Here is an 18,832-nt window from a genome sequence, read left to right as displayed (position 1 = left end):
CGGACGGTGGGCTGAAGCCCACCGATACGTAGCTACAGGCCAGCGGGCGCGGATGGCCAACTACGCGTTCGACTGGCGCCTTGAAACTTGCAGGTCCCGTCAGCGCACCGCCTCGAACAGGCCAGAAGCGCCCATGCCGCCACCAACGCACATGGTCACCACGCCGTAACGCAGGTTGCGGCGCTGCAGTTCGCGGATGAGGTGGCCGGCGGTACGCGAACCGGTCATGCCGAACGGGTGACCGATGGAGATCGAGCCGCCGTTGACGTTGAACTTCTCGTTGTCGATTTCCAACGTGTCGCGGCAATACAGGCACTGCGAGGCGAAGGCTTCATTGAGTTCCCACAGGTCGATATCGCTGACCTGAAGGCCGCGCGCCTTGAGCAGGCGCGGCACCGAGAAAACCGGGCCGATGCCCATTTCGTCCGGCTCGCAGCCGGCCACGGTGAAACCGCGGAAGAACGCACGCGGCGTGAGGCCCAGCTCGATGGCCTTGTCCAGGCTCATCACCAGGGTCATCGAAGCGCCATCAGATAGTTGCGAGGCGTTGCCGGCGGTCACCGAACCGTCGTCGGCAAACACCGGTTTTAGACCCGACAAGCTTTCCAGCGTGGTGTCGGGCCGGTTGCAGTCGTCGCGATCCACCACACCGTCGTGCTCGGTGCGCTCGCCAGTGGCTTTGTCCTCGGTGAAATAGCGGACGTTCATCGGCACGATTTCGTCTTGGAACAACCCTTCAGCCTGGGCGCGTGCGGTGCGCTGCTGACTCTGCATCGAGTAAATGTCCTGCTGCTCACGAGTCACGTTGTAGCGACGCGCAACCATCTCGGCGGTCTGGCCCATGCTGTGATAAAGACCGGGCACCCTTTCCTGCAGGATCGGGTTGTACAAATTTTCGGTGTTCTTGCTCTTGGCCGTCATGGTGATCGATTCGACCCCGCCGGCGACGATGATGTCGCTGCAACCGGAGGCGATCTGGTTGGCAGCGATGGCAATCGATTGCAGGCCGGACGAGCAGAACCGGTTGAGCGTCATGCCCGCGCACTGGATGCCCAGATTCGACAGCACCGCGACGTTGCGACCGATGTTGTAGCCCTGTGCACCTTCGTTGGAGCCGGCACCGACGATGCAGTCCTCGACCAGCTTGGGGTCCAGACCGTTGCGTGACAGCAGCGCATTGACGCAATGGGCCGCCATGTCATCAGGGCGGGTCATGTTGAACTTGCCGCGGAAGGACTTGGCCAGGCCGGTCCGTACGCTGTCGACGATCACTACTTCACGCATGGCATACCTCGAGTTGTTCGGCAGGACGCGACGACGGCGACCTGACTGTTGACGATTATCCGAGCATAGTTCCGGCCATTCACCAAAGGCGACGACCATTCAGCAGGGATATGGTCGACCATCGTGCGCCCCGCTCGCCGCCCGCTCAGCGGATCGCGGCTTCCAGCGCGTCGTTAAGGGTGCGCAGTACCTTGACCCGGGCGAAGCGCTTGTCGTTGGCCTCCACCAGCGTCCAAGGCGCGATTTCGGTACTGGTGCGGTCGACCATGTCCGCCACCGCGTGGCCGTAATCGTCCCACTTGTCGCGATTGCGCCAGTCCTCCTCGGTGATCTTGAAGCGCTTGTGCGGGGTGTCCTCCCGCTCCTTGAAACGGTCCAGTTGTGTCTCTTTGTCTATCGACAGCCAGAACTTGACCACCACTACACCGGCCTCCACCAATTGCTCCTCGAAATCGTTGATTTCGCTGTAGGCACGCAGCCATTCATCCGGCGAGCAGAAGCCTTCAACCCGCTCGACCAGCACCCTGCCGTACCATGACCGGTCGAAAATCGTGAACTGCCCGCGTGCCGGCACGTTGCGCCAGAACCGCCACAACCATGGTTGAGCCAGCTCGTCCTCGCTGGGCGCTGCGATCTGCACCGTACGATACAGGCGCGGATCCAGCGCGCCGGTGACACGGCGGATGGCGCTGCCCTTGCCCGCGGCATCGTGGCCTTCGAACAGCGCCAGCACGCCGCGCTTGCGCAGGCGCTGATCGCGCAGCAGCCGGGAAAGGCGGGCCTGCTCCTCTACCAGTTGATCCTTGTACGCCTCCTTGTCGAGCTTCTGATCGAGGTCGAGACTGCCGAGCAGACCCAGCCGGTCGATGTTCAGTTCAACCGGTGCGGTGTGGGGCTGCACGGGCTGCTGATCAGCAGCGTCCAGCGCGGCATTGAGGCCTTCAAGCAGCAACCGTCCGGCGGTCAGGCTGCGATAACGCTCGTCGCTGCCCTCGATGATGTACCAGGGCGCAAAATCCCGGCTGCTACGGCGCAGGATCAGCTCTCCGTATTTGACGAACCGGTCGTAGGTCTTCGATTGTTGCCAATCCAGCGGACTGATCCGCCAGCTATGCAGAGGATCGTCCTTGAGCGAATCGAGGCGCTGAAGCATGCGGTCCTTGGACAGGTGAAACCAGAATTTGAAGATCAGCATGCCCTCTTTGCAAAGCATGCGTTCGAAGCGCTGAGCCCGGTCGATGGCCAGCTCGAGATCGGTTTTCTTGATTCGACCGTGAACCCGATCCTCAAGCATCTTGCTATACCAGTTACCGAAGAAGATTCCGGTTTGCCCCTTCGCTGGCAAACGGCGCCAGTAACGCCAAGCTGGCGGATGAGAGAGTTCTTCGTCGGTAGGCACGTCGAAGCTGTCGACGCGGATCAAGCGCGGGTCCATCCATTCATTGAGCAGCTTGATCGTCTCACCCTTGCCCGCCCCTTCGATGCCGTTGATCAGGATCAGCACCGGAAAGCGCGCCTGCTCCCGCAGCCGATATTGGGCTTCGAGCAATGCTTCGCGCAGGGCGGGTACTTCCGCGTTATAGGTCGCCTTGTCGATGGTGTGGCCGATTTCCGCGGACTCGAACATCGTGTTCTCCAGAATGACTGCAGCAACCCGGAAGGGCTGAATATCGATGGCACGACGCACCGCAGCCAAGCGACTTACGGCCCGTCCTCCATAGAAGCGTCGTATATCGATGCGACAAAGCGTACCCGCAATGGGTTTCCCGCCACTGCTAGAATCGCGTTCTTCGCATTGCCCTAGGAACCGCCTGATGACCGTCCCTGACACCTCCGGCTTCCAGCCCGCCGAGCTCGACTGGGACGAGAACGGCCAGCCGCAATCGCGCCTGTATGGCGATGTGTACTTTTCGCGCACCTCCGGCATGGCGGAAACCACCCATGTGTTCCTGCAGCCAAACCGGCTCGCCGAACGTTTCGCCGCGCTGCAGGCCGGAGAAGGATTCGTGATCGGCGAAACGGGTTTTGGCACCGGCCTGAACTTTCTCTGTGCCTGGGCACTGTTCGAGCGTACCGCGGCCGCAGGCGCCAAGCTGCATTTCGTCAGCGCCGAAAAGCACCCTCTCGCACCCGACGACCTTCAACGCGCCCTGGGCCTGTGGCCCGAGCTGCAGACGCAGGCGCGGCAACTGCTGGATCAGTACGTGGCGATCAACCCAGGCTTTCAGCAGTTCCGATTCGGTCGGGTGGCGCTGACCTTGCTGGTAGGCGATGCACTCGAGTGCCTGAGCGATTTGGATGCGCAGGCCGATGCCTGGTTTCTCGATGGGTTCGCCCCGGCCAAGAACCCGGACATGTGGCAGCCCCCGCTGTTTGCCCAGCTGGCGCGACTGTCAGCCCCGGGCGCGACCCTGGCGACCTTCACCAGCGCCGGTAGCGTGCGTCGAGCGTTGAAGGAGGCCGGTTTCGAGATCAAGCGAATCCCCGGTTTTGGCCATAAATGGGAAAGCCTGCAGGGCCATGTCCTCGAATCGCCGAAAACGGCGGACGAGCCCTGGTTCGCGCGGCCCTCATTCAAACCGGCACAACGCAGGGCTTTGGTCATCGGCGCCGGACTGGCTGGCTGCGCGAGCGCGGCGAGCCTGGCGGCCCGGGGCTGGCAGGTCACGGTGTTGGAGCGGCACGGCGATATCGCCCAGGAAGGTTCCGGCAATCCTCAGGGTGTGCTCTATCTGAAGCTGTCCGCGCACGGCACGGCGCTTTCGCGATTGGTGGTCAGCGGCTTTGGCTATACACGCCGGCTATTGCACCACTTGCAGCGAGGACGGGATTGGGACGCCTGTGGCGTATTGCAGATCGCTTTCGACGACAAGGAAGCCGCGCGACAAACCGCACTCTCCGACGCCTTTGCACCCAGCCTGCTGCGCCCCGTCGAGCGTTTGGAAGCCGAACAGCTGGCCGGTGTGGCGCTGGATCATGGCGGACTGTTCTACCCCGACGCCGGTTGGGCGCACCCGCCGGCACTGTGCCGGTGGATGCTCGATCATCCCGCTATCGAACTGCTCCGGCATCGAAACCCCGTCGAACTACGCCGCGCAGAGGGTTGCTGGCAGGCACTGAACGGCGACGAAGTATTGGCCGAAGCGCCGGTGGTTGTGCTGGCCGGCGCCGCCGATGTCGCGCGATTCAGCCAGAGCGCCTGGCTACCACTCAAGCGCATCCGCGGGCAGATCACCGGACTGCGTGCCACCGAAAGAAGCGCTGAATTACGCACCGTCCTCTGCGCCAAGGGCTACGTCGCCCCGCCGCGCGACGGCATGCACACCCTGGGCGCGAGCTTCAATTTCGCCGACAGCGATCCCGCGCCAAGCGAAGCGGAGCACCGCGCCAATCTGGACATGCTCGAAGAGATTTCAGCCGATCTGTTTCAGCGACTACAGGCCCGTACAAGGCCAATCGATCAGCTGGATGGCCGCGTCGCCTTCCGCTGCACCAGCCCGGACTACCTGCCGATCGTCGGCCCTTTGGCCGATCCCGGGTCATTCGCCGAGGCCTACGCAATACTGAGCAAGGATGCCCGCCAGGTGCCCGATTCACCCTGCCCTTGGCTGGACGGGCTGTACGTCAACACCGCCCATGGTTCACGTGGTGTGATCACCACACCGCTGTCCGGCGAACTGCTGGCTGCCTGGCTCGATGGCGAACCGTTGCCCGTGCCTCGCGCCATCGCCGAGTCCTGTCATCCGAATCGGTTTCTGCTGCGCAAGCTCATTCGTCGAACGACCGAATCGAACTGAACGGGCTTACGCTTGAGCATGCAATCAACAATGGGGTGAACAGGCGCATCAGCTCCGCCGATAGGGCTCGTCCCAGAACGGACGGTTCGCTTCCGTTTCGATATCGGCGCGACTCAAGCCGATGTCCTTGAGCATATCGTCGCTGAGCGCGGCGAGTTGCTGACGTTGGCGGTACAGCGCATGCCAGCGGCTTACTCGCTGCCAGGCCTCGCGCAACAGCGCTGTAAGCGATGTGCCGCGGTTGGTAGATAGATGATCAATCTTGAGAAACTCAACATGGCTTTTCATGATGCACCTCCTGGTGGATGGCATCAGTGTCTAGCCAGCGTTATGATCAATCCAACGAATGTTGATGATGACATCCATCTCGGAGATTGATGAATGGCCAACTATCCCAGTATCGACGCCGAGCTGTTGCGCAGCTTCGTTGCCATCGCTGATCACGGGGGGTTCACTCGCGCGGCCGACGCTGTCAATCGCACCCAGTCGGCCATCAGCATGCAGATGAAACGGCTCGAAGAGGACGTCCTGCAACGCGCGCTGTTCGAGCGAGACGGTCGACAGGTTCGGTTGACTGCAGAGGGCCAGGTTCTGCTCGGTTACGCCCGGCAGATCCTCAAGCTGCACGGCGAAGTACTGACTACTTTTCGCGAGCCGCATATGGTCGGGTCGGTGCGTATCGGTACCCCGGACGACTACGTGATGCGCTTTTTGCCCGGCATCCTTTCGCGCTTCGCGCAGGCCTATCCGCTGGTCCAAGTGGAGGTGCACTGCGAACCGTCCTTCCAGTTGCTGCAACGCAGCGATCTGGATCTGACCATCGTTACCCGCGAGCCAGGGTCCGAGATCGGCCAGCTGCTGAGGCGCGAACGGGTGGTCTGGGCCGAAGCGGCCGGCTTCAATGCCCACGAACAACGGCCGATTCCGCTGGCGGTGTTCAATAGCGAGTGTTTCTGCCGAGCCTGGGCCTGCAATGCGCTGGACAGCCTGCGCATCCCGTTCCGAATCGCCTACACCAGCCCGAGCCTCTCGGCGCTAATGGCCGTGGTCGGCGCCGGTCTGGCTGTCACCGCCCAGATGCAGAGCCTGCTGACTCCAGAAATGCGCCTGCTGGGGCCGGCCGAAGGATTTCCGGAACTGCCGATCAGCAGCACGGTGCTGCTGCGCAACGATCGCAGCCAGTCGCAGGTCAGTGAGACATTGGCCGAGCATATTGTTGAAGGTTTCCGTCTCTAGCCGCCCGCCGCGGTAGCGCGGACGAGAGCCCGGATAGCGAACCGGGCATTGCTATCTCGGGCCTGATTGATTGTCATCCGAGTGTGTTTTTCTTTCTTAAGCCGCGGTTGCTCAGGTTTCGCGGTTTGACCTCGACGCATTTGTTTGTTTTGGTGTAAAGCCAGACTGACCTAGCAGGACTTGATTCAGGCGGCTCGACGGCACCCCTGCCGTTCCGCAGATAGCGGTCCAGAGCGGTACGCGCTGGTCTGATAACCTGAACTTCACGTTCCGTGCGTCAGTCACACTCCCCAACGGCAGAAACCGGTAAGGACCTTATGTGCGGCATAGCTGGCGAACTTCGCTTCGATAATCAACCGGCCGATCTGGCCGCTGTTGAACGCATCACCCAACACCTGACTTCTCGTGGACCCGACGCGTGCGGTTTCAACAGCCAGGGCCCTGTGGCGCTCGGCCATCGCCGTCTGAAAATCATGGATCTGTGTGAGGCGTCTGGTCAGCCGATGATCGACTCGGCACTGGGCCTTTCGATGGTCTTCAACGGCGCCATCTACAACTACCCAGAATTGCGCGCCGAGCTGGAGGCGCTGGGCTACAGCTTCTTTTCCGAAGGCGATACCGAGGTGCTGCTCAAGGGGTTCCATGCTTGGGGGGACGCCTTGTTGCCGCGGCTCAATGGCATGTTCGCCTTCGCCATCTGGCAACGCGACCGGCAGGAGCTGTTTATCGCCCGTGATCGCCTGGGAATAAAACCGCTCTATCTGTCGAAAACCGGCGATCGCCTGCGCTTCGCCTCCGCCCTGCCGGCATTGCTCAAAGGCGGCGATATCGCCGGTGTGCTGAATCCGGTGGCGCTCAATCACTATATGAGTTTCCACGCGGTGGTACCGGCGCCGGACACCCTCATCGCCGGCATCGAGAAACTGCCGCCGGGCACCTTCATGCGCGTCGATGCCAGCGGCAAAACCAGCCAGCATCGCTGGTGGACGCTCGAATTCGGCGCAAGAGACGACGAGCAGAACTACAGCTTCGAGGATTGGCAAGAGCGCACCTTGGCCACCCTTCGTCAGTCGGTCGCCTTGCGCCAACGCGCGGCCGTCGATGTCGGCGTGCTGCTTTCGGGGGGCGTCGATTCCAGCCTGCTGGTCGGCCTGCTGCGTGAAGCCGGCGCGGCGGACAACCTGCTGACCTTCTCCATTGGCTTCGAGGACGCCGGCGGCGAGCGCGGCGACGAATTCAAGTATTCCGATCTGATCGCCGAGCACTACCAGACGCGCCACCACCAACTGCGCATCCAGGAGAAGGAAATTCTCGAACGCCTCCCTGCCGCTTTCCAGGCGATGAGCGAGCCCATGGTCAGCCATGACTGCATCGCCTTTTACCTGCTGTCGCGCGAAGTCTCCAAGCATTGCAAGGTGGTGCAGAGCGGCCAGGGCGCGGATGAGCTGTTTGCTGGCTACCACTGGTATCCGCAGGTCGACGGCGCGCAGGACCCGGCCGCAGCCTATCTGACGGCATTCCGTGATCGCAGTTACGAGGAATACGCCGAAACCATGCAGGATAAGTGGCTTAAGGGCGACTTCTCCGGCGATTTCGTGCGGCAGCACTTCGCACAGCCGGGAGCCGACGCCGCGGTCGACAAAGCCCTACGGATCGATAGCACCGTGATGCTGGTGGACGACCCGGTCAAACGCGTCGACAACATGACCATGGCTTGGGGCCTGGAGGCGCGGGTGCCGTTCCTCGATCACAACGTGGCCGAGCTGTCGGCGCGCATTCCCGCCAAGTACAAACTGCCCGATGGCGGCAAATACGTGCTCAAAGAGGCGGCGCGCAAGGTGATCCCAGCCGCTGTGATCGATCGTCCGAAGGGTTATTTCCCGGTGCCCGGACTCAAGCATCTGCAGGGTGAAACCCTGAACTGGGTGCGCGAACTGTTGACCGATCCGAGTCAGGATCGTGGCCTGTACAACCCGGCGATGCTCGAGAAGCTGTTCAGTGACCCCGAGGGCCAGTTGACCCCGCTGCGCGGGTCGAAACTGTGGCAACTGGCGGCAGTCAACCTATGGTTGACCGAGCAAGGCCTATAAAACCCCGATCGTGACGGCGCGCGTCGTGTGCAGGCATTTACTGTTTCGCCTGCGATTTGCGGCGTCATGGCAGCTCCAAGGAAAGCACCATGCAGAAGTCTCAAGCTTATGGACAGCGGTTGTTGCGCGGCCAGACCCCGACCTACGAACGGCTGCAAGCGCGCCTTGCCGAGGACGGCCAGGAAGAGTCTCAGGGCCCGGTGACACTCCATTGTGGCTGGGGCCGGATACTGGTCGGGCATACCTATTCCGACCCCGCCGACCTGGCTGCGGACCTGTTGGGAGAGCAGGCCGGCGAACGCGACATCGCGCTCTATGTCGCCGCCCCTCACCAGGTGCTCGCCAACGCCCCGCAACAACTGTTTCTCGACCCCTCAGATACCATGCGGATCTGGTTTACCGACTACCGTCCCGCACGCCGCAGCTTCCGTGGCTTCGGCATCCGCCGGGCGCAAAGCGACGCTGATTGGAAGGCGATCAACTGCCTGTATCAATCGCGCGGCATGCTGCCGGTCAATCCTCAGCTATGTACTCCACGCGAGAAAGGCGGGCCAGTCTACTGGCTGGCCGAGGATGACGACTCCGGGCAGATCATCGGCAGCGTCATGGGCATCAATCACCACAAGGCGTTCAACGACCCCGAGAACGGTTCCAGTCTCTGGTGCCTGGCCGTAGCCCCGAGCTGCAGCCGGCCTGGGGTCGGCGAAGCGCTGGTTCGTCATCTGATAGAGCAGTACATGGGACGTGGCCTGGCTTACCTCGACCTGTCGGTGCTGCACGACAACAAGCAGGCCAAGGCGCTCTACGCCAAGCTCGGCTTCCGCGACCTGCAGACCTTCACGGTCAAGCGCAAGAACACCATTAACCAATCGCTGTTTCTAGGCCCGGGCCCTGAAGCCGAACTGAACCCCTACGCCAAAATCATCGTCGACGAGGCGCGCCGGCGCGGCATCGAGATCAGTATCGATGACGCCGAGGCCGGCCTGTTTACCCTCACCCAAGGCGGCCGAAAGGTGCGCTGCCGCGAGTCGCTGTCGGATCTGACCTCTGCCGTGAGCATGACGCTGTGCCAGGACAAATGCCTCACCCACCGCACCCTGGCCAGGGCTGGACTCAAGCTGCCAGCCCAGCTACTGGCGGGATCGGCAGACAGCAATGCGGCGTTTCTAAAAGAGCACGGCAGTGTGGTGGTCAAGCCGGTCGACGGCGAACAGGGCCACGGGGTATCGGTGGATCTGCGCACCGTGGAGGATCTGGAAGAGGCTATTACCCAGGCACGACGGTTCGATCAACGCGTGCTGATCGAGAGCTACCATGCCGGGCTTGATCTGCGCATCGTGGTTATCGGCTACGAGGTGGTGGCAGCCGCCATCCGCCGCCCCGCTGAAGTGGTGGGCGACGGTAGCCACAGCATTCGCAAGCTGATCGAAGCCCAGAGCCGCCGGCGCCAGGCCGCCACCAGTGGCGAAAGCCGCATCCCGCTGGACAAGGAAACCCAGCGTTGCATCGAAGATGCCGGTTTCGACTACGAAAGTGTCCTGCCGCGCGGGCACCATCTCGTGGTCCGGCGCACCGCGAACCTGCATACCGGCGGCACCCTCGAGGATGTCACCGAACAGCTGCATCCCGAATTGATCGACGCAGCCGTTCGCGCAGCACGGGCGCTGGATATCCCGGTAGTCGGGCTGGATCTGCTGGTGCCCGCTGCGGATCAGCCGGACTATGTATTCATCGAGGCCAATGAGCGTGTCGGTCTGGCCAACCATCATCCGCAGCCGACCGCGGAGCGTTTCATCGATTTGCTGTTTCCGCTAAGCCACAACACGCTCTAGAAGAAGGCAACCACGAACCTGGCGGCCTCGCCGCCTCCGTCGCGGCATGCTTGCCCGCAGCATCACCCTCGCACTCATTCAACCGTATGGCGGCATCCATTCACTGCCCCACAAGGATCGATCATGACTGCACAGCTTCCCGAACCCGATCTCAATTATTTGCAACGCGTCTTGCTGGAAACACTGGCGATTCCCAGCCCTACCGGCTTCACCGACACCATCGTGCGTTACGTTGCCGAGCGTTTGAAGGAACTGGGTATCCCCTTCGAGCTAACCCGCCGCGGCACGATCCGCGCAACATTGAAAGGCCGCCGGGACAGTCCCGATAGAGCGATCGCCGCGCACCTGGATACCATCGGCGCCAGCGTTCGCGAAATCCACGACACCGGCCGACTGGGCCTATCTCCGGTCGGCTGCTGGTCGAGCCGCTTCGCCGAAGGCAGTCGCGTCAGTGTGTTCACTGACCATGGCGTTATCCGGGGCAGCGTGCTGCCACTCCTTGCCTCCGGACATGCCTTCAATAAGGCGGTCGATGAGATGCCGATTAGTTGGGATCACGTTGAGCTACGCCTGGATGCCTTGACCGCTTGCCGTTCCGACACCGTTGCGCTGGGCGTCAACATCGGCGACTTCGTCGCGTTCGATCCGATGCCGGAGTTCACCGACAGCGGCTACATCAGTGCCCGCCATCTGGACGACAAAGCTGGCGTGGCCGCCCTGCTGGCTGCATTGAAGGCGGTGGTCGAGAGCGGCCAGGAGCTGCCGATCGACTGCCACCCGTTGTTCACCATTACCGAAGAAACCGGCTCGGGTGCAGCGGGTGCGCTGCCGTGGGACGTGAGCGAATTCGTCGGCATCGATATCGCACCGACTGCCAAAGGCCAGGAATCCAGCGAACATGCCGTTACGGTTGCGATGCAGGATTCTGGTGGCCCCTACGATTTTCACCTGTCACGACACCTGATCAAGCTGGCCGAAGGTCACGACATACCGGTGCGCCGCGACCTGTTCCGCTACTACCACAGCGACGCCCAGTCGGCGATTGCTGCTGGGCACGACATCCGCACCGCCTTGCTCGCATTCGGCTGCGATGCGACCCATGGTTATGAGCGGACCCATATCGACAGCCTGGCAGCGATGAGCCGTCTGGTCTGCAGCTATCTGCTGAGCCCGCCAGTTTTCGCAAGCGACGCTCATACAGGCCAGGGCTCACTGGAAAACTTCAGTCATCAGCTTGAACACGACGCTCAGATGGAGAACGACACCCGCGTACCGCCGGTCGATTCGATCTTCGACAAGCGCGCTGACGATTCGTCCGATTGAGCTTCGTGTTTCATGATGTGCCGCCAAGTTGAGGCAATTGCCGATTGCGAGGCGGCTTCGATCCGGGCAAAGTCGCAAGTGTCTGAAATATATGGATTGCCTCAGGCGAACCTGGCTTGCCATTCGCGTACTGAAACTGCGCGCAGTCTCGTGATCTGGCTATTGCGCCCGATCCGCCTGCGACATTTGCACGACTCCGGGTCCCAACATGTTGCCGCGTCTTTGCCTGGCCATCTTTCTCTATTGTTTATCTGCTCAGAGTTGGGCATTCACACCCGTACCGGTGGACTCGAAGGATTTCCGCCAATCGCTGGGCAGCTGGACCTATTTTCTGCGCGACCCTGCTGCCGAGCTGGGCGTAGCCGAGGTGTTCGATCTGCCGGCCAAGACCTTCGAACCGGTCAGCGACACGCATGCCAACAAGGGCAAGAATAACGACGCATGGTGGTTTCGCGTCGATCTGGACAACCAGCTGAGCACTGCCATCGGCGGTTTCGTCGAGATCAACTACCCGCTGCTCGATCACATCGAACTGTATCTGCGACATCCGGACGGTCGCATAAGCCGTCAGCAGACCGGCGACAGCTACCCGTTTAGCGAACGCTCAGTCAAAGTCAGCAACTTCTGGTTTCCGGTCGAGCTGGAACCCGGCACCTCGACGCTGCTCCTGCGCGTGAAAAGTACCAGCACCTTGTATGTGCCCCTGTATTTCAGTAGCTATAGCGCTAGCGCGGCGGTGGCCGAAGAGTCGATGGGCTTCGTTGGCGCCTTCTACGGCGTGCTTTTCGCAATGTTCTGCTACAACCTGTTCCTGTTTGTGTCGCTTCGTGAACCGGCCTATTTCTGGTACCTGATTTACAACGTCAATGTCGGGCTGTTTGCGCTCAGCTTCGATGGTCTGCTGGTCAAATGGCTGAACGACGATGGGGGCTTTGTCGCGTTGGGCATCTATGCCCTGATGCTCAGCCACTGCCTGGTCTCGATTCAGTTCAGCCGCCACTTCCTGCACACCCGCGAGTACTTTCCGCGGCTCGATTTTGCATTGCTCGTGGCGTTCCTGGTGTCATTTGGCGCCCTGCTGTCCGGGCTCGTCCTCGATCTGCAGACTTGGAGCATTCTGGCCAGCGTCATGGTGATCAGCACGTCCATCGGCCTGTTGCTGACCGGTGCATTCGTCTGGCGCCGAGGTGTTCGCTACGGGCTTTATTACACGCTGGCGTGGGGTGTGCTGCTGTTAACCTTCGTCGTCGTTACGGCAGGCTCTCTGGGCTTCAATCTGTTCGGTCTTTACGGCTCTTCGATCGTCAAGGTCGGTATCGCCTTCGAGTTGATCACCCTCTCCATCGGGCTTGCCGATCGGATCAATCTGCTCAAGGAGGAAGGCTTTCGGTCGCGCCAGGCCGCCGCTCGAGCGGAAAGCGAAAACCAGGCTAAAAGCCGCTTCCTGGCGAAGATGAGCCATGAGATCCGCACACCGCTCAATGGTGTGCTCGGCATGTTGCAGCTGCTGCGCGAAACCTCGCTGGACCGCAACCAGCGCTTCTATCTGGACACCATTTCCAGCTCCAGCGCCTCGTTGATGTCGGTGATCAATGACATCCTCGACTATGCACGCATCGGTGCCGGCAAGCTGGTCCTGGAAGATATCGAATACGACCTCGAAGCGCTGGTTTCCGAGACCATCAGTCTGTTCACCGCCCAGGCCTTGGAAAAGGAGCTCCGCCTGCATGTGAGCATCGCGACAGGCGTGCCACGACGGCAACGGGGTGATCCGACCCGACTCAAACAGGTGTTGTTGAACCTGCTCAGCAATGCACTGAAGTTCACCGAGAGCGGCTGCGTCATGCTCGAGGTCGCAACTCAGGGGCCAGCCGAGGCTCGAAGGCTGACCTTCTCGGTGATCGATAGCGGTATCGGCATGCGCGCCGAGGTGCTCGCACAGCTGTTCGTCTCCTTCGCCCAGGGCGATTCCAGTACCAACCGCCGTTATGGTGGCAGTGGCCTGGGGCTGGTTATCAGCAAAGAATTGGTAGAGATGATGGGCGGCCAGATCGACGTACAGAGCGCACCGGGCAAGGGCAGCCGCTTCAGTTTCTCCATCCCGCTGCACGATGCGGGCGGCAACCATGATCCACTCACTGCACTGCTCGAAGGCCGAACTGCGGTGATTGCCTCTCAGGATCTTCACGCACTCGACGCCATGGGTAATCTGCTGACGCGCTGGGGCATGCGCGTGGTGCGCTGCGAAGAGCCGCAACGACTGCCTCGTTACCTGGACGATCACGTCGCGACACCGCTGCTGGTCCTGACGGCCCCGTGGCCCGGAAGACCCCAGGACTGGCTGGCGGCGCTGAGCAACCAGCTCGAGCCGAATCAGCGCGTGATGCTGCTGTGCCCTCCGCAAACTGAATGCATGGTCCTGGCCCCGACGCTGCGGCTGGTCAATCTGCCGCTACCACTCTTGCTTGGCCCGCTGCGCGACGCGTTGCATCGGCTCTACCAGCCGTCGGGCAGCTCTCCAGCCGATACGACTATGCTCGACCGCAACGCGACGACTTCGCGCTCGTGCATTCTCGTCGCCGAAGACAACCCGGTCAGTCAGATGGTGGTCATCAGCCTGCTGCGCAAGCGTGGCTACGAGGTGATAATCGCCGAAAATGGCCGCCGGGCCGTGTCGGCCTATCGCGATGATCCGTCCGCAGCGCAGTTGATTCTGATGGACTGCGAGATGCCGGAGCTCGACGGTTTCGAGGCGAGCCGGCAGATTCGCCGCCTCGAAGCTGAACAGGGTCTCGCACCAGTGCCAATCATTGCGCTCACGGCGCATGTCCTCGACGATCACCGCGAGCAGGGCCGCGAGGCCGGCATGGACGATTTCATTGGCAAGCCATTGGACACCGAGCAGCTGTATGCTTGCCTGGATCGCTTCCTAAGCACCCCGGTTACCGAACCCGACCACCCCACCTGAGCCGACTCCATGCTCATCCCCCACGACCAGCTCGAACCCGACACCCTCACCCGCCTTATCGAGGACTTTGTAACCCGCGAGGGCACCGACAACGGTGATGAGACGCCGCTGCAGACCCGTGTCGAACGGGTACGCCAGGCGTTGAGCAAGGGTACGGCGGTTATCGTCTTCGATGCGGATCACCAGCAATGCCAACTGGCGCTCAAGCGCGACGTGCCGAAGGAATGGCTGGACAACTAAGCCTCAGCCCAACACGCCACCGTCACGCTCCCAGGCGCAGCGCATACGCAGATCACGCTGATGCGGGCTGTGCGAGCCGCTTTCCGTTTCCCAGCGAAAGGTGTGCGTGCCGTTGAGTTCGGTTTCCAGATGCACCACCGCACTCGTCCAGTAGAGCTCGTTGAGCAGGGCCTCGAAGTTACGCACCCATAGCGCCCACTCGTATTCGACCGCGCGATAACTGGCACCAAAGTGAATCACCTGCGTCTGATACAGGCCATCGCCGGCACAAAACGAGAACATTTCCCGCCCGATGAAGGGCCAACCCTCGCCTTGCGGCAGATTGTCCAATGCGCGGCGATTGACCGTACGGCGCAGCCGGCACTGATCGACATCGGCCGAGGGCCAGTCGCGGATGCTGCCGTAGACGATGGATTCCGGCTCCACAAGGACACTCCAGACGAAAGCCCGACATGTTCAACCAAATCAGCTTGGCGTTCCAGCGTCCGCTGCGGGTATGGCGACTTCGCGCTACGCAGGGGTGACTCAGGCCACATCTCGCCTTGAGTTGGGTAACTTCAGGCTGCAGCTGCCGCCGCGAGATCGCGTCGCGGAGCCAGGCGCAAGGCCAGCACCGACATCACTGCCGCCATGCTCGCGAGTACCAGGAACGGCCCGCGATAGTCGCCGGCAATATCACGCCCCAGCCCTGTCAGCACCGGCGTGAAGCATGCCAGGCAGTAACCGGTGCAGAGCATCATTGCGGTCAGGCGACTCACTGCCAGCGGTGTGCTTGCTTCGTACATCGGCAACACCAGTGACATGGAAAAGGTGCCGTTCAAGGCCACGCCCAGCAGCATGCAGACCACTAGCGGCTGAGCCTGCGGAACCAGGGCGATGACCAGCAGACAGACAGTAGCCAGCACACCACAGCAAGCCATCAGCACGTGCCGTTTGCCGAAGCGCTGCGCCAACCAGGGCATGGCGAAGGCGCTGGGCAGACCGATCAGCATGAAGCCACTAAAGAAAGCGTTGCTCTGCAACAGACTGAAGCCGGCCTCGTGGTAACGCGCAACCAGCCAAGTCGCCAAGGCGTAGAACAACCCGGCCTGCAGGGCGAAGTAGATGCTCACCAGCCAAGCGCGCGGCTCGCCCCAGGGTAGTCCTGCGCGCCGCTCGAGCGTCGCCTCCGGCTGGTTCGGTAACCGCCACCAGATCGCCAGCGCCAATACCGCCGGAATTGCCCAGAGCGCAAGTCCCCAGGTCCAGCGCTCATCCAGCCATTGCGTCGCGGGTGCCGTCAGCACCACACCGATGGTGCCGCCAACGGCCATGCTCAGCGAATAGAAGGCGGCGGTCTTGCCCATGCGATCGAGGAAATAGCGTTTGATGAAGCCCGACAGCAGCGGCCCAGCCACCGCTATCCCGGCACCGACCATGGCGGCCGTGCCGATCAGCACTGCGGCACTTTCGCCCCACAGGCGCAGCACCAGCGCCGCACCGATAAGGCCCAAGCACAGGCTAATGGTCCGCTCCAGACCGAAACGCACGGCCAGCCGCGGTGCCAGCGGTGCGAGCAAACCCATCAGCATCACCGGCAATGCCGTGGTCAGGCTGATAAGACTTCGGCTGAGGTCAAGTTCCGCAGCGATGCGTTCGATCAGGGGCGCAAAAGACGTGATACCGGGGCGAAGATTGATGGCGGCGAGCACCAGAGCCAGCATGAGCAGCCAGCGGGATGGGTTTTTCACAGTGAATCCATAGGGTCGGACTGGGATCGGACAGGCAACCCTACTCCCGACCCCAAATCACGGCAAGCATAACGGACCGAACAGTCAGGTTTTACTTTTGTTGCGCTTCTTCTCCGCCAGTGCGGCCATCTCGTCGTAGATGGCCTGCGGGTTCTGCTGTTTGATTTTCCAGGCCATGCGGCCCTCCTCATGCGGCAGGATCATGAATGTGCCTTCGGCTACCTGACGATAAATATAATCGGCAATATCGGCCGCAGTAATGGGCGATGCTTCGAGTAGCTTGCTGATCTGCGCCTTCATGTTGGGCGTCGGCCCACGGTAGGAGTCCATCAGATTGGTCTGGAAGAACGAGGGGCAAACCACGTGGACGCCCACTTCCTGTTGTTTCAGTTCGACCAGGAGACTCTCCGATAGAGCCACCACGCCAGCCTTTGCCACGTTGTAGTTGCTCATGCCCGGCGCCTGCATCAACGCGGCCATGGAGGCAATGTTAATGATCTTGCCACGGCTCTTTTGCACCAGTGGCAGGAACGCCTTGCAACCTTTGACCACACCCATGAGGTTGATGGCGATCTGCCAGTCCCAATCCTCCAGCGATAACTCGTCGAAGAAACCACCGGACGCCACACCGGCGTTATTGACCACCACGTCGATACCACCGAGTTTGGTCTCACAGGCCTGCGCCAGCGCCGTCAGCTGGCTGTAGTCGCGCACGTCGCAGCGCTGGGTGAAGCCGTCGCCACCGGCTTCGCGGACCATTTTCAGGGTGTCGGCCAGGCCGGCTTCGTTGACATCCGAGAGGGCCAATTGCCAACCCTCACGCGCCCAGCGTAGTGCGATCTCGCGACCCAGACCGGAACCGGCGCCAGTGACCATCATGCGGTTTTGCATCGTTTGTAACCTTTTGTTCGTTGGGTTGCCACGAGTCTAGCGAAAGCAGGCATGCGCTCCGGCCTCTATCGAAATGCTGAATGACGGGCATGTTCCGTGCCCGATTGGAAGCCTGTGTGACCATCGACGTGTCGTTGCAAGTCGCTGTCTAGTCCTGAAATAGGTTTACACCTGTTTCACCTAAACGTCCGGTGCATCGCATCGGGCGTTTGATATCTCAAAGACAGGTGCGGACGCTCGCGGTTATAGATCGCCACCGACTCGCCGACCATCTTCTTCGCCTGGGTTAAATCCTGTGGTCTCTGGAGCAAAAGCTCGGTCTTCAATATCCCGTTGACCCGCTCTGCCAGGGCGTTTTGATAACAGTCATAGCCGTCCGTCATCGAGCACCTGATGCCATGTTTGGCATGCAGTGCCTGGTACGTTCCCGAACAGTACTGGCTGCCTCTGTCCGAGTGGTGGATCAGCGGCTGCACGGTTTGGCGCTGACTCACTGCTCGACGCAGCGCCTGAGCTACCGACTCGGCGTGCAGGTTTTCATGGACGTGATAGCCCATGATTCTGCGCGAAAAAGCATCCGTCACAAGGCTCAGATAGGCCACACCTTCTTGGGTGGGCAGATAGGTAATGTCAGCCACCCAGACTTGCTCCGGGCCGCTTGGAACCACCTGATCAGGACCCGCTTTGAGCAGGTTCGGATGCCGCCGAAAGCGATGATGGCTATCGGTCGTCTTGTGATACGCCCGCTTGCGGGCCACTAATAAACGTCTCTCGCGCAAAATTGAAAACAAACGGTCTCGACCCACTCGCAGCTCATACTGTGGCTGGCAATGCAGTAAATAATGCAGCTTCCGCGTCCCCATGCGGGGTTGCCGCAGGCGTTTTTGCGTAACGAAATCAGCTACTTTCTGATCCAGAACCAGACGCGTAATGTCGGCGCGATTGCGCTTGTAGTAAGCCTGTCGGCTTATCCCCATGAACTGGCAAGCCCTGCTGATGCTCAGGTTTTGGATGCGCTTTTGCGAGAGGACTTGCCGGGACGCTTTTTTACGACAGACAGACCGTAGTCAGTTTGCAAGACATCCACCACAGCTTCGAAAAACTGCGCTTTCTGATTCGACAGCTTGAGCTGCTCTTCAAGCTCTTTGATGCGTTGCTCTGGCGTTAAAGGGCGGTCTTGATCGGGCATGTTCCCCATCCTCGGCGAGCCAATGTATGCGCCTGGATCCCAGTTTTGCCGACCGTGCTTGCGTAACCATGTCAGAACGGTCGTCTTGCCTTGAATTCCGTAACGCTCCTGAGCCTCTCTGTAACTCAGCTCGCCTTTTTCGACCTGATCGACGACCGATAATTTAAAAGTCATCGTGTAGTCTCGCTGACTGCGCCTCATCGCCGCTTCCATCGCATCCTCCTGCAAAACAGATCAGAAGGTGTAAACCCT

14 protein-coding genes are annotated in these 18,832 nt (G+C 61.1%); 7 read left to right on the top strand and 7 right to left on the bottom strand.

The genetic code is table 11. From position 1 onward, the window contains the following. Positions 1 to 99: 99 nt before the first annotated feature. Entirely contained in the window at positions 100 to 1,284 is a 1,185-nt protein-coding gene (locus CH92_RS07985; protein ID WP_025241247.1) for a thiolase family protein, read from the bottom strand. A gap of 145 nt (positions 1,285 to 1,429) precedes the next feature. Next, entirely contained in the window at positions 1,430 to 2,911 is a 1,482-nt protein-coding gene (gene pap / locus CH92_RS07980) for a polyphosphate:AMP phosphotransferase (protein WP_025241246.1), read from the bottom strand. Positions 2,912 to 3,098: 187 nt separating this feature from the next. Here pap and mnmC point away from each other — a divergent pair, with 187 nt between their 5' ends. Further along, positions 3,099 to 5,081, top strand: coding sequence for a bifunctional tRNA (5-methylaminomethyl-2-thiouridine)(34)-methyltransferase MnmD/FAD-dependent 5-carboxymethylaminomethyl-2-thiouridine(34) oxidoreductase MnmC (gene mnmC / locus CH92_RS07975; protein WP_025241245.1), 1,983 nt, complete (start codon positions 3,099 to 3,101; stop codon positions 5,079 to 5,081). A 48-nt stretch (positions 5,082 to 5,129) separates the two neighbouring features. On the opposite strand, the gene CH92_RS07970 is transcribed toward mnmC, so the two are convergent. Beyond that, positions 5,130 to 5,369, bottom strand: coding sequence for a DUF1127 domain-containing protein (locus tag CH92_RS07970; RefSeq protein WP_025241244.1), 240 nt, complete (start codon positions 5,367 to 5,369; stop codon positions 5,130 to 5,132). Positions 5,370 to 5,462: 93 nt separating this feature from the next. Between CH92_RS07970 and CH92_RS07965 the strand changes: the two genes are divergently transcribed. The 6 genes from CH92_RS07965 (at position 5,463) to CH92_RS07940 (ending at position 14,770) form a co-directional block, all read left to right on the top strand. After that, positions 5,463 to 6,317 (top strand): LysR substrate-binding domain-containing protein, encoded by an 855-nt coding sequence (locus CH92_RS07965; protein WP_025241243.1) that lies wholly within the window; start codon positions 5,463 to 5,465, stop codon positions 6,315 to 6,317. 317 nt (positions 6,318 to 6,634) lie between these two features. Next, positions 6,635 to 8,407, top strand: coding sequence for an N-acetylglutaminylglutamine amidotransferase (locus CH92_RS07960; RefSeq protein ID WP_025241242.1), 1,773 nt, complete (start codon positions 6,635 to 6,637; stop codon positions 8,405 to 8,407). An 89-nt stretch (positions 8,408 to 8,496) separates the two neighbouring features. After that, complete coding sequence (gene ngg, locus CH92_RS07955; RefSeq protein WP_025241241.1) at positions 8,497 to 10,239, top strand: N-acetylglutaminylglutamine synthetase; 1,743 nt, start codon at positions 8,497 to 8,499, stop codon at positions 10,237 to 10,239. A gap of 123 nt (positions 10,240 to 10,362) precedes the next feature. Next, the gene (locus CH92_RS07950) at positions 10,363 to 11,562 is read left to right on the top strand and encodes an osmoprotectant NAGGN system M42 family peptidase (protein WP_025241240.1); all 1,200 of its coding nucleotides are present in this window, start codon (positions 10,363 to 10,365) and stop codon (positions 11,560 to 11,562) included. Positions 11,563 to 11,770: 208 nt separating this feature from the next. Next, complete coding sequence (locus CH92_RS07945) at positions 11,771 to 14,530, top strand: hybrid sensor histidine kinase/response regulator (protein ID WP_025241239.1); 2,760 nt, start codon at positions 11,771 to 11,773, stop codon at positions 14,528 to 14,530. A gap of 9 nt (positions 14,531 to 14,539) precedes the next feature. Beyond that, complete coding sequence (locus tag CH92_RS07940) at positions 14,540 to 14,770, top strand: YheU family protein (RefSeq protein WP_025241238.1); 231 nt, start codon at positions 14,540 to 14,542, stop codon at positions 14,768 to 14,770. A 3-nt stretch (positions 14,771 to 14,773) separates the two neighbouring features. On the opposite strand, the gene CH92_RS07935 is transcribed toward CH92_RS07940, so the two are convergent. From CH92_RS07935 to CH92_RS07920, 4 genes are all read right to left on the bottom strand, one after another. Then, positions 14,774 to 15,196 (bottom strand): hypothetical protein, encoded by a 423-nt coding sequence (locus CH92_RS07935; protein ID WP_025241237.1) that lies wholly within the window; start codon positions 15,194 to 15,196, stop codon positions 14,774 to 14,776. A 131-nt stretch (positions 15,197 to 15,327) separates the two neighbouring features. Then, positions 15,328 to 16,473: an MFS transporter gene (locus CH92_RS07930; RefSeq protein WP_025241236.1), complete on the bottom strand. Its 1,146-nt coding sequence runs from the start codon at positions 16,471 to 16,473 to the stop codon at positions 15,328 to 15,330. Positions 16,474 to 16,584: 111 nt separating this feature from the next. Next, a complete protein-coding gene (locus CH92_RS07925) occupies positions 16,585 to 17,391 on the bottom strand; it encodes an SDR family oxidoreductase (RefSeq protein WP_025241235.1) in 807 nt (268 codons plus the stop codon). 176 nt (positions 17,392 to 17,567) lie between these two features. After that, positions 17,568 to 18,793, bottom strand: a protein-coding gene (locus CH92_RS07920; RefSeq protein ID WP_144380967.1) for an IS3 family transposase whose coding sequence is annotated in 2 segments (ribosomal slippage) — positions 17,568 to 18,430 and positions 18,430 to 18,793 — 1,227 coding nt in all. Because the reading frame shifts where the segments join, the coding sequence is not laid out codon by codon here. Positions 18,794 to 18,832: the final 39 nt, after the last annotated feature.

This window comes from Stutzerimonas stutzeri, assembly GCF_000590475.1.
GTDB classification, from domain to species: Bacteria; Pseudomonadota; Gammaproteobacteria; order Pseudomonadales; family Pseudomonadaceae; genus Stutzerimonas; species Stutzerimonas stutzeri_D.
The sequence above is the reverse complement of the archived record's forward strand: the minus strand, read 5'-3'. Positions and strand labels throughout refer to the sequence as shown.